At 62.5% G+C, this 12,287-nt stretch carries 8 protein-coding genes; 1 reads left to right on the top strand and 7 read right to left on the bottom strand.

Annotated features, from left to right (window positions below):
- Positions 1 to 4: 4 nt before the first annotated feature.
- The 7 genes from QNI87_RS02875 to QNI87_RS02845 form a co-directional block, all read right to left on the bottom strand.
- Positions 5 to 3,691 (bottom strand): error-prone DNA polymerase, encoded by a 3,687-nt coding sequence (locus QNI87_RS02875; RefSeq protein WP_300593692.1) that lies wholly within the window; start codon positions 3,689 to 3,691, stop codon positions 5 to 7.
- A gap of 8 nt (positions 3,692 to 3,699) precedes the next feature.
- Complete coding sequence (locus QNI87_RS02870; RefSeq protein WP_300593689.1) at positions 3,700 to 5,151, bottom strand: UdgX family uracil-DNA binding protein; 1,452 nt, start codon at positions 5,149 to 5,151, stop codon at positions 3,700 to 3,702.
- Positions 5,151 to 6,389 carry a putative DNA modification/repair radical SAM protein gene (locus tag QNI87_RS02865; RefSeq protein ID WP_300593687.1) on the bottom strand — a complete coding sequence of 413 codons (1,239 nt, stop codon included), beginning with the start codon at positions 6,387 to 6,389 and terminating at the stop codon, positions 5,151 to 5,153. Before QNI87_RS02865 ends, QNI87_RS02870 begins: the two co-directional genes overlap by 1 nt.
- A 386-nt stretch (positions 6,390 to 6,775) precedes the next feature.
- A complete protein-coding gene (locus tag QNI87_RS02860) occupies positions 6,776 to 7,099 on the bottom strand; it encodes a PilZ domain-containing protein (RefSeq protein ID WP_300593684.1) in 324 nt (107 codons plus the stop codon).
- 133 nt (positions 7,100 to 7,232) lie between these two features.
- Positions 7,233 to 8,837: a DUF6504 family protein gene (locus tag QNI87_RS02855; protein WP_300595291.1), complete on the bottom strand. Its 1,605-nt coding sequence runs from the start codon at positions 8,835 to 8,837 to the stop codon at positions 7,233 to 7,235.
- Complete coding sequence (locus QNI87_RS02850) at positions 8,755 to 9,714, bottom strand: recA-like protein (RefSeq protein WP_300593681.1); 960 nt, start codon at positions 9,712 to 9,714, stop codon at positions 8,755 to 8,757. Before QNI87_RS02850 ends, QNI87_RS02855 begins: the two co-directional genes overlap by 83 nt.
- Positions 9,715 to 9,823: 109 nt before the next feature.
- Positions 9,824 to 11,263, bottom strand: a complete 1,440-nt coding sequence (locus QNI87_RS02845) for a sodium-dependent transporter (RefSeq protein ID WP_300593678.1) — start codon at positions 11,261 to 11,263, stop codon at positions 9,824 to 9,826.
- Between the two features lie 147 nt (positions 11,264 to 11,410).
- Between QNI87_RS02845 and panB the strand changes: the two genes are divergently transcribed.
- Positions 11,411 to 12,283 (top strand): 3-methyl-2-oxobutanoate hydroxymethyltransferase, encoded by an 873-nt coding sequence (panB, locus tag QNI87_RS02840; RefSeq protein ID WP_300593675.1) that lies wholly within the window; start codon positions 11,411 to 11,413, stop codon positions 12,281 to 12,283.
- The last annotated feature ends 4 nt before the right edge of the window (positions 12,284 to 12,287 follow it).

The following is a 12,287-nucleotide window of genomic DNA, read 5'->3' as shown; positions in this document are numbered from 1 at the left end:
GGCTTCAGTGAAAGTCGCGCGATTTCGGGATGATCCGATGGTTGCGCGGATGGCCTTGAACATTGGGTAGCTGATCAATCAGATCGCGGGGGCGAATCGCGTCGCGCGCGTCCTCTTCCTTAACCTCGTCCACAGCGATGCTCACCCGGCTCGCTGGCATCTTGTGGCTGGAAATCGGCGAGTTCACGTGGTCCGCGCGCGCGATCGGTGCGTTCAGCATGTCGTCGGAGAGCGCGTAGAGCTTGTCCGTCGCATCGGTCATATGCTGGGCGATCACGTGGATCACCTCATCATCGTATTCAACGCGCCCGCGCACTTCCATCAACCGCGCCCCCATCACGACACGGCGCTGTTTCTCCTTGAGATCGGGCCAGACGACGAGGTTGATGACGCCTGTTTCATCTTCCAGAGTGATGAAGCACACCCCCTTGGCGCTGCCCGGCCGCTGGCGGATCAGCACAACACCCGCAACCTGCACCATGCTGCGAAACTTGCGGTTCCTGAGATCACACGCGCGCACAAAGCCGCGCTCGGCGAGCTCGGGGCGCAGGAAGGCCATCGGATGCGCTTTCAGACTGAGCCGCGTGGTCTGGTAATCCGCCACAACTTCTTCAGAAAGAGGCATGATCGGCAGCATGGTGGTGCAGCGTTCGACCCCCTCATCTCGGGTATCAGCCGCGCGGAACAGCGGCAGGTCCGGTCCCGCGATCAGGCTGCGCGCGTCCCACAAGGCCGTGCGGCGAGAAAGGTTGAGCGAGGTAAAACAATCCGCGCTTGCAAGCCGCTCGATATGCGCTGGGGAGAGCCCCGCGCGCTCGCGCAGTTCGGCCACATCTCGGAACGGCCCGTTCTCGGAGCGCTCGGCGATAAGCTGGGCAGCGACGTGTTCGGGAAAGCCGTCGACCTGTCTGAGGCCAAGGCGCAGCGCGATATGCTTGTCTTGGCGGCCTTGGTCTCGGGGCATCGGGTCCTTCGAGACGCGTCTTCGAGACGCCGCTTCGCGGCTCCTCAGCCGTTCCTCAGGATGAGCGGAAACTTTTAAGATCCGCTCATCCTGAGGAAAAGCGAAGCCGCAGGCTGAGGTTTGTCTCGAAGGACCCGAAGCGCTCGAAGAACCCTGGCTCATCTCCTCCAGCGTACAGTCCCACTCTGAGTGATTAACATCCGCAGGCAGCACCTCGACCCCATGCTCCCTCGCGTCGCGCACGATCTGCGCTGGGGCGTAGAAACCCATCGGCTGCGAATTGAGAAGCGCGGCGGCAAAGGCGGCGGGGAAATGGCATTTGAGCCAGCTTGAAACGTAAACCAGATGCGCAAAACTCGCCGCGTGACTTTCGGGAAAGCCGTATTCGCCAAAGCCACGGATCTGGTTGAAGCAGCGCTCGGCAAACTGGCGCTCATAACCGCGCGTCACCATTCGCTCGACCATCATGTCCTGCAGCTCATCCACCATGCCGCGCGAACGGAAGGTCGCCATCGCCTTGCGCAAACGGTTGGCTTCCTTGGACGAGAATTTGGCTGCATCGAGCGCGATCTTCATCGCCTGTTCCTGAAAGATCGGGACACCCAACGTGCGTTCGAGGATGCTCGAAAGCTCGTCAGGCGGGCCATGCTGAGAGGATGGTGCCGGAATTTCGACCGGTTCAGCGCCCCGGCGACGCTTGAGATAGGGGTGCACCATATCGCCCTGGATCGGACCGGGGCGCACAATCGCAACCTGGATGACGAGATCGTAGAATTCGCGCGGGCGCAGGCGCGGAAGCATGTTCATTTGCGCGCGGCTTTCCACCTGGAAGACACCGAGCGAATCGCCCTTGCGCAGCATCGCGTAGGTCTCCGGATCCTCGCGCGGGACAGTCGCAAGCGTGAGCGCGCGGTCGTGGTGCTCCTCCAGCATGTCGAGGCACTTTTTTATGCAGGTCAGCATGCCGAGCGCCAGCACATCGACCTTGAGGATACCCAGCGCCTCAATGTCGTCCTTGTCCCACTCAATAAAGCTGCGATCGGGCATCGCGCCGTTGCCGATCGGCACTGTCTGGGTGAGCGGTCCTTCGGTGAGGATGAACCCGCCCACATGCTGCGAGAGGTGACGCGGCATCCCGATCATCTGCTCGGTTAGCTTGAGCACGCGCTTTAGATGCGGATCGGTCACATCGAGGCCGGTTTCCGCCGCGTGCTTTTCGCTGATCTCTCGGCCCCACCCGCCCCACACGGTGCGCGACAGGGCGCTGGTCACATCTTCGGAAAGCCCCATCGCCTTGCCCACTTCTCGGATCGCCATGCGCGGGCGGTAGTGAATGACGGTGGCGGTCAGCCCGGCCCGGTGGCGGCCATATTTGCGGTAGAGATACTGGATCACCTCTTCGCGCCGTTCGTGCTCGAAATCGACGTCGATATCGGGCGGTTCCTTGCGGTCTTCGGAGATGAATCGGTCAAACAACAGCGCATGCTTGGCCGGATCGACGCTGGTGATGCCAAGGCAATAGCAGACGGCGGAGTTTGCGGCAGACCCGCGCCCTTGGCACAGGATCGGTGGGGAAACCTCGTTGCGGGCGAAATCGACGATATCCTTGATTGTCAGGAAATACCGCGCCAGCTCCATCTTGCCGATCAGCGCGAGCTCCTTATGCAGGGTCTCGCGCACCGTCTCGGGCAGGCCTTCCGGATAGCGCCAGTCCGCGCCCTTCCACGTCTCGCTTTCGAGATATTCCTGCGGGGATTTGCCGTCAGGATAGATCTCTTCCGGATACTCGTAGCGCAGCTCATCAAGCGAGAAATTACAGGCATCGGCCACTTCGCGCGCAGCCGTGATCGCGTGCGGCCAGCGGGTGAACAGGCGCGCTATTTCCTGTGGGGATTTGAGGTGCCGCTCAGCGTTCGCGTGGAGCAGATGCCCGGCCTCAGCCACCGTGGTCTTATTCGCGATCGCTGTCATGACGTCCTGCAAGGGGCGACGCTCGGGCGTGTGGTAATGGACATCATTGGTGGCCAGCAGGCTGAGCCCGTTTGCACGCGCCAGAGCGTCAAGCCGGTCGATGCGCGCCATATCATCCCCGCAGTAGAGGTAGCTTGCGGCGAGATGCCTTAGGCTGGGCAGTCCCTGCGTGAGATGCCGGAGGATTTCGGGGAGCGCTCCGCTGACTTCCCCGCACCGCTCGCTCCCGTCGAACGCAACAACATTGCTGGCCCAGTCGGGCACCATGAAGAGCGTATCCAAATCGTCAGGCGGGAGCAAAATCAGCTGCACGTCCTCAGCGTGCTCCGCCAGCATCGCAAGGCTGATCTCGCACACGCCCTTTTCCTGCCATTCACCGCTCAGCGTCTGCATGCGGCCCGCGCTGATGAGCTGGCACACTCGGCCATAGGCGGCGCGATTGCGAGGGTAAGCGAGGAAGACCAGACCCTCGACCGTCTCAATCCGCGCGCCGATGACAGGACGCAGTTTGAGCGTTGCCGCTTCCGTGTGGATGCGCACGACACCTGCGAAGCTGTTGGCATCGGCAATCCCGATCGCATCGTAACCAAGACTGCGCGCGGTCATAACCAGATCGACCGCGTCGGAAGCGCCGCGCAAAAAGCTAAAACAGCTCACCAGCCCCAGCTCGACAAAGGGTGCACGCGGCGGCGCTTCGACAAGATCGGGGTCGATCTCGAGCGTGCGCTTGTCGGGGGTGAGCGGAGCGTCGGGCATCTCAGGACCTAGCAGCCGGCGATTTGTGTCAGCCGCGCTCGCACCGCCTCCAGATCACTTTCAAACTTCGCCGCCTGCTCTGCACGCGCCTCACCATCAAGCCGTAGCAGGTAAGAGGGATGCGCCGTCACCCACAGCTCCGATCCATCCTCCAACGGCATCGGCGTGCCCCGCGCGCGGGCGATGCTGACGGTCTTGCCCAGTAAACCACGCGCCGCGCTCGCGCCAAGCGCCAGCACAACGCGCGGCTTGACGACGGAGCGTTCGGCTTCGAGCCACCAGCGACAGGCATCGATCTCCTTGGCGGTGGGCGACTGGTGGAGACGGCGCTTGCCTTTCCAGGTGAATTTGAAGTGCTTGACCGCGTTGGTGACGTAGGCCTGCGAGCGCGCGATCCCGACCTTTGTGAGGTATTCGTCGAGCAATTGCCCCGCTGGCCCCACGAAGGGTTTGCCCTGCTCGTCCTCTTGATCGCCTGGTTGTTCGCCCACGATCATCAGCCGCGCTCCCAAAGCGCCCTCCCCCATAACCGCCCGCGTGCTGCATTCGGCGATGGGGCAATCGCGGCAGGCACCAATTCCTTGCGCGATGGCGTCCACACTGCTGGGCAGTTTCCGATCTTCGCGCGCTCCGGCCGCCACCATGCCCGCTTCGCGCGCTTGCGCTCCGGCGATGAGTTCGGGAATAAGCTCGGACTCGGGCATATTCTTCCAGTATTTCTTGGGCATTTCCGCCAGCATCGCGCCGACCTTCAGCCGCGCGGGATTGAAGATCGAGGAATAATAGGACTTCCACAGCGCCTCGACAGGATCGCCACCGGGCGCGTCCTCGCGGCGCGCAGGCCCGCTTTCGCGCATCGTTGTCCCATCCCAATGCAAACAGCCGCGCGGGGTCAGGATCGACCAGTTCATATTGGCAAAACGACGCATGAAGAACCCGGCGTTGGCGCGCACTATATGGTGATCGGGCTCGAACCAGGCGACGTAATGCTCCGCTCCTGTTTCATCGGTGACTTCGCGAAAGCGCACAAAGGCGTGCATCTTGTGGCTGTCGCGGCGCACCGATTTGTCGAGCTCTTCGACGCGGCGCACATCCGCGTCGGCCTTGTCCTCCATGCAGCGCGGTTTGGACTGAAGCCGCCAGAGCACCCGGTAGAGCAAGCCAAAGCGTTCGGGGTCGGAATGAAGGGCCGCGTTGCGCGCCAGCTTCATGAAACGCTTGGACGCGCGCACCTGCCGTGCACTCTTCTCCGGCAGCGGCAAGCGCCGCTCGCCCCGGCTTGGACCTTCCTGCGCGAACAGATCACCCGTCCCGCCTGGCTCCACCCAACTCACCCGGTCCGGCGGCACATCACATTGGATCAGCTGCCGCGCACGTTCGCGCCAGAAGGCGAAATCATCAGGCGTAGGCAAGTGAACAACATAATGAGCGCCAAGGCTGACGTGCTGCATAGCCGTCATCAGAACAGCTCCAGCTGCTCTTGCTTGGGGGCCAACAGTGCGCGCAAATCCGCGCGGTCGGTCAGCACGGTCGGGCGCCAGTCGAGTGTGATCAGGAAGGGCCGGACCTTGGTGATCGACTGGGTCAGCTTCGCGACATCGTCCAACCGCAAGGTTCGGTGCCGCCGCGCGGCCAGAATGCGCCGCACCGCCACTGTCCCCAGCCCCGGCACACGCAAAAGCTGCTCTTTGGAGGCGCGGTTCACATCGACCGGAAATTGCTCCCGGAATTTCAGCGCCCAGGCAAGCTTGGGATCGATATCGAGCGGCAGGTTACCGTCTTTCTCCGTCGCCTGCGCGACCTCTTGCGGAGCGTAGCCGTAAAACCGCATCAGCCAGTCGGACTGGTAGAGGCGGTGTTCGCGCATCAGCGGCGGGCGCTTCAAGGGCAGTACGGCGCTGGCATCCGGGATCGGCGAGAAAGCGCTGTAATAGACGCGGCGCAGGCCAAAGCGCTTGTAGAGCCCGCTCGCGCGCCCGACGATCGCTGCATCGTTGGCGTCATCCGCGCCCACGATCATCTGCGTCGATTGCCCCGCGGGCGCAAAGCGCGGTGCGTGCTTGAAGCGTTTTCTCTCGTCCTTGGCCTCGATGATGCGCGCCTTGGTCTTGCCCATAGCGCCTTCAATCGTGCTCTCATCCTTGTCGGGCGCGAGGCGGGTGAGGCCTTTCGTCGTAGGCAGTTCGACGTTGATTGAGACGCGATCCGCGTACAGCCCTGCCTGATGAATCAGCTCGGCGTCCGCTTCTGGGATGGTCTTGAGATGAATGTAGCCGCGAAAATCGTGTTCCTCGCGCAGGATACGGGCGACCTCGACAAGCTGCTCCATCGTGTGGTTCGAGCTCTTGATGATGCCTGAGGAGAGGAACAGCCCCTCGATATAATTGCGCCGGTAGAAACTAAGCGTGAGGTTCGCGACCTCTTGCGGGGAGAAGCGCGCCCGGCGCACATTCGAGCTCTTGCGATTGACGCAGTAGTGGCAATCGAAAATGCAGTGATTGGTCAGCAGGATCTTCAGAAGCGAAATGCACCGGCCATCGGGCGCGTAAGCGTGGCAAATGCCCATCCCCTCGGTCGAGCCGATCCCTTTCCCGCCAAGCGAGTTCTTCCTGGCCGTGCCGGACGATGCACAAGACGCGTCATACTTGGCGGCGTCGGCGAGGATTTCGAGTTTTTGTCTTAGCGTTTGCTGAGTCATGAGAGAACCGTTGGAACGTAGAGTGTTCCTTATATGTTCTCATTCATCTCCGGTCCAATGCAAAGCGCGCAAGCCGCACTGGGCCCACCCGGCGCGAGCTTGCAAAAACAGGTAATCAATCGGCGTTGTAAGGGATCGTCGACTTGTGGATCATCACTCGCAAATCGCCTTTCGCATCGCGAATGTAGCCGATCGTGTACTCGGCCGTGGTCTCCTCTTAGCCGCCAACGGGGTGAAAAAGTAACTCCCCATCACCACGGCCATATCACACACAGTATCTGATGTCGGCGCTCCTTCAGCGTCCCGCGAACGCTATTGGAGCGTTGCCCACTGGCTCAAAGGTTGGCGATGGCTAAGGAACAAGACAGAGGGCGGGTGCCACGCGATCAGGATTTGTTGCGAAGCGGGTTGGGATCGCCTGAGACTTCGCACAGATAGTCGAGCACGGCCGGGTGCATTTCGCCTTCGAAGGCGACGCCGGCCACCTTGTCTTCGATCCACGCGACAGTCCCAAGCGGTGCGTTAACACCATCGACCCGCATGGTGACGCGGTCGCCGATTTGCGCGAAGCCCAAGCTTCCGCGAATTTTGCAGCCGCCTTCCGAGATGTCGAGCATGTCGACAAAAACGACGCGCGATTGCACCCGGCTCTTGACGAGCAGGCGGAGCGGGCGGCGTTCTGACGAGCGTGAAATCGATCCAAGGTTCATAATGGGCGAGGTGCCAGAGATTCGTAAAGGAATGTTAAGCGCGCGGGTAAACGCGGTTTAACCATAAGGTCTCGCTGCAGCGATCTGGTAAGGTTTTGTCGCCTCGCATGGGGGCGGGTTGCGACGCGGCGCGTCAGGCAAACAGCCCTTGCAAGAACCATTCGGGAGCCCCCCCACGCCCATCGCCCGTAACCCCGTGGCGATAGATCCAGTAGCGCCGCCCATCCGTATCCTCGATCCGGTAATAATCGCGCAACCGAACGGTGGAACGCTCGCGCCACCATTCCGGCGCGACGCGTTCGGGCCCCTCGACCCGCGCCACCTCGCGCGCATCGCCGCGCCAGCGAAAGCGCTGGGGGAAACCATCGGGCGAGGCATAGAGTACGGCGATCCTTTCCGGGTTATCCAGAATTTTCAGAGGTCTCTTATGAAATTCGAAAGTGGTTTGTGAGGCGCCTCGCGGCTCCAGCGCCTCTTGCCAGCGCTGAGCGCGCTCAGGGATATGGCTGGCATACGGCACTGAACGGCGTACCGCGGTTGGGCCAAGGCGCACGCTCAGCCGATCAACACACGCGCTCAAGCACGTGCCGTGGCGCTCGGCGGCTGCTTCGATATCGCCTTGCTGAGCGCTCAGCGGTTCGGCCCAACTCGCGGTGAGGCGCACCGTCTCGATCCCAAAGCCCGCTTCGACATCGTCCAGTTTGGCGGCAAACAGCCGGGTGATGTGCGCCGCCTCGCGCGTGGCGGCCGCAAGCTCCAGACGGCGCACCAGCACCTCACCGTCAACCCGCCATAGCCCCAGTTCAAGCCGGCGCGCGCCCTGCCCCTGGCCCTCAAGCACGCGCGCCATATCCTGCGCCAGGTCGCTCAGAACCGTGTCGAGCAGCGGGCGATGGCGGATTGGCTCCATAAGGCGGCGCTGGACCATCGGCACAGCTGGCGGGACGATTGGCAGCAAGGGTTCAGGAATCCGGCCCAGCAATTGGTCAAGACGGACAAGTGGGTTGGCTGCGGGGGATTTGCGGTTGCGAAATCGGCGCTGGAGTGCGTCGCGCCCGGCCGCTCCACCCTCGTGAGTGGCCTCTTCTTCTCGGCTCACGCCCGCAAGTTGCCCCAGCGTCTTCAAGCCAAGACGCCGCAGAACGGTCAGCACATCAGCATCAAGCCGCAGCGCCGCTGCGGGAAGATCAGCCAGCGCGCGCAGGATCGCGCGCGGCTCATCCCCATGAACAATCGCGCCAGTGCGGCCAAAATGCGAAAGCGCCCAGGCGGCACCAGCGGTGGAGGCAATGGCGGTGCGCACAGCCAGCTTACGCGCAGCAAAGGCGGCCTCGACATCCGCAACAAGTTGCGCTTCGCCTCCGAACAAATGCGCCACCGCCGTCACATCGACGATCACGCCATCGGGTGCATCAAGCCCGCTCCACGGCCCCCAGCGCCGCGCCCAAACGGCCAGCTTTTCCAGAAACGCCAGATCACCCGCCGGGTCCGCCGGGACCACCTTGATCGCCGGGCACAGCGTACGCGCATCCGCCAGCATGGTGTCCACCTGCACCCCTGCCTCGCGCGCGGCGTCGTTGACGCTGGCGATGCGGGGCCCGTGCGCGGTTTCAGTGATCAGCGCAACCGGCTCAGCGTCCGGTCCTTCCCCACGCTCACATCCGTGCGCGAGCCGCCAGCGATCGACCGATAGTCGCGCGCACCAGATGGCAAGGATCCGGCGTGGTTTTTGGGATATGAGCGATTGTCGAGGAGTGGACGGCGTGAGTGGACGCGCCGCCGGGGTACCAGAAACGCCGCTGCCGAGCGAGCGCGGGCCCGAGGCGCTGGGTTTCGCGCTGTTCGTCTTGGTTCGGTCGCCTGGCTGTGAGAGTGGTTTCGTCATCGCTTACAATCCATTCACCGGGCGCGTTGGAACGCGCGCGAAACAGCTCAGCGCGCCAGCTGGGATGGCCGGGCGCTTCAGCGTTCCAGCGGGGACACGCGGACGGCGCAGGCTCCGCTCGCCAGCGCATGCGCGCCGAAGACAGGTCCGCTTGCGCCTCCAGCCTCACCAGCCACAAGGCGACCGCATGCTTTTCGGCCGCGAGGCTCAGTCGGCGCGAGGCGATGAAGTCGAGCGCGCGCGGATTGCCCACGATCTCTCCGATCACACAGGCGAGATCGCGGCAGCGCAGCCCTTCCTCCAAAGCGAACAGCGCGTCCTCGGACGTCTTGGCCTCGACATGAATCAGCCGCTCGCGCAGATCCTTGGGAAGCCCATGAAGATAAGGTCGCCCGCCGAGCCGGATCGCGCGCGCGTCCTGCACCCACAGAATATGACGACGATCCTCAGGCTCAGCGGCCGGATCCTCACGCCCAGCGGCGACCCCCAGAGCGTCGCGCGCTAGGGCCAAAGCCAGCCCCGCCCCGCTAGCGTCGCGCGCGCTGGCGAAAATCTCGCTGTGCCAGGGTTGATCTTCCAACCCTGGACGCCAGCGCGTCTCACGGGCTTTGGAAATTGTGGCGATCTCTTGCGCGGACAGACGCCGAGCCACTTCAGCCCCCTCGGGCCGGGAGGGAACGGGAAAATCGCGCAGCGCTTTTGCGCAGGAAGAGGCAACACAATGGGTCATGCGGAACACTCAAGAGACTCTAAGCGCGCCTCTTTGTTCCTTATTTGTTCCACAAAAGGTGAAGGATTGCAACACGCTTCTCGCGCGCTCGCGTGCCCTATGTCTGGCGTCAGCCCCCGCTCAGGAAACCTAGCATCTGGCCCGTGGTCTCGGGGAATATGCCGCCGAAGAGAATCAGCGTGAGCACCAACGGGCAGAACCAGCGCACAAGGAACAGCCAGAAACGGTGCAGGCCGCCCGAAAGCCCGTTCTCCTCATCGAGCAAACGCCGCGAGGCAACCCAGCCAATGAAGACAGCTGTCAGCAAAGCGCCAATCGGCATGGTGAGCTTACCCGTGAAGGTATCGAGCACATCAAGTACCCCCATCCCCTCAAACATCGGGATAAAACCCAGCGGATGAAAAGAGGAAAGCGAGCCAGTTGAGAGCGCGCAAAGCACGCCCAGTACGCTGGCGGCCACGCTCACACCCAGCGCCGCTTGTACGCGCGGTAGGCCCAGCCGTTCCATTGCCCAGGACGTGGGCGCTTCCATCAGGCTAACCGAACTCGTCAGCGCGGCAAAACCCACCATGATGAAGAAGGCCAGGCCAATGAGCGTGCCGAAGGGAATGTCCGAGAAGGCGTGTGGCAGGGTCTGGAACATGAGGCCAAGGCCACCATTGGGCTCCAGCCCCGCGACGAAGACGATCGGAAAGATGCACAGACCCGCAATAAGCGCGACCGCCGTGTCGGCGCCTGCGATCATGCCGCTGGTGCTCGCAAGGTTCACATCGCGCCCGACATAGGCACCGTAGGTCACCATCCCTGCAACGCCGAGCGAAAGCGAGAAGAAGGCCTGCCCCACCGCGGCCAGCATCACTTCACCGGAGAGTTTGTCGGGTTCAAAGGTGAACAAATAGTCGACCGTCCGGCTCAAGGCCCCGCCAAACATACCGTAAACGGTGATCCCCAGCAGCAAGAAGAAGAAAGCCGGCATAAGATAGACCGCGACCTTTTCGATCCCACCCGAGACACCGCGCGCGACAAAGAATACGGTAATCCCGACAAAGCCTACATCGAGCACACTGGTAGCCACTCCATTGCTCACCATGCCGCCAAAGTAGCTGTCGACCTGCTCGAAGGACTGGTCCGCAAAGGCACCGCTCGTTGCGCCTGAAGCGACTATGTCTTGCGCGAACAGGCCAATGTAATAGAGCACCCAGCCGCCAATCACGCAGTAAAAGCTGAGCACGAGGAAGGCGGAAAATACGCCGAGCGAGGCAACGGTGCCCCACGCTTTGGATCCACCCGATTCCTCGGCAATCTTGCGAAAGCTGATTGGCGCTGCAGCCTGTCCGTGGCGACCGATCAGCACTTCTGACAAGAGCACCGGGAGGCCGATCAAAACCACGCAAAAGACGTAGAAAAGCACAAAGGCGCCGCCGCCATTGGTCCCCGCTTCAGCCGGAAAACGTACCAGATTGCCAAGCCCCACAGCGGACCCGACCGCCGCCAAGATGAACGCGCCGCGTGACGACCAATTCTCGTGGCCGGAAGGTGCTGCTACCATGAAGTGAACTGTCCCCGTATCCGCGCTTTTCCGAGCGCTCTGATGTGATCTGTCACCCTAGTGCAACGAAACTGCGCCCGCGCCAAGGGGACAATTCGCCGAGTTGCGCTTTGCCTTTGCCCCGCCTCGCCGCTAAACGCGCATTCCATGTCCACGACCTTCCAACTCGACACCAGCACCAGCCGGGCCAACCCCACCCCAAAGCCACTGCGTCGACTGACGGTACCTCGGATCCGCGCGCGCAAAAAAGATGGCGTGACTGACGATCCGCTGGTGATGCTCACTGCCTACACCGCGCGCCAGGCGCAGCTGCTCGATACGCACTGTGATCTGCTGCTGGTGGGGGATTCACTTGGGCAGGTCATTTACGGGCTGCCCTCGACCATTCCTGTCACGATGGAAATGATGGCCAATCATGGCGCGGCGGTCGTGCGCGGCAGCTATCATTCAGTCGTCGTCGTCGACATGCCGTTCGGCTCTTATGAAAGCTCGCCTGAACAGGCGTTCGAAAGCGCGGCCTTCCTCCTGAAGGAAACCGGTGCGGCGGCGGTCAAGCTTGAGGGCGGCGAAGCGATGGCGCCCACGATTGATTTTCTCAACTCACGCGGCATCCCCGTTATGGGCCATGTCGGCCTCACACCGCAGGCCGTCAACGTTTTGGGCGGATACGCGGCGCGTGGCCGTTCGGATGCGGAAGCCAGCAAGATCGTGAGCGATGCTGTGGCCCTCGATCAGGCGGGCGCCTTTGCCATCGTGATTGAAGGCGTGGTCGAACCCATCGCAATTGCCGCAACCGAAACGGTGTCCTGCCCAACCATCGGAATCGGCGCCTCAGCCAAATGCGACGGTCAGGTTCTCGTCACCGAAGACATGCTGGGGATGTTTGAGCGCGTGCCCCGCTTCGTCAAGAAGTACGAAGATATCGCCGGATTGATCGAGAAGACCGTGGCAACCTATGCAGGGGAGGTGCGCAGTCGTGCATTCCCCGGCGAAGCGCAGACCTACCAGCCCAAGAACTGAGGCA

Source organism: Erythrobacter sp., assembly GCF_030066995.1.
Lineage (GTDB): Bacteria > Pseudomonadota > Alphaproteobacteria > Sphingomonadales > Sphingomonadaceae > Erythrobacter.
The sequence above is the reverse complement of the archived record's forward strand: the minus strand, read 5'-3'. Positions and strand labels throughout refer to the sequence as shown.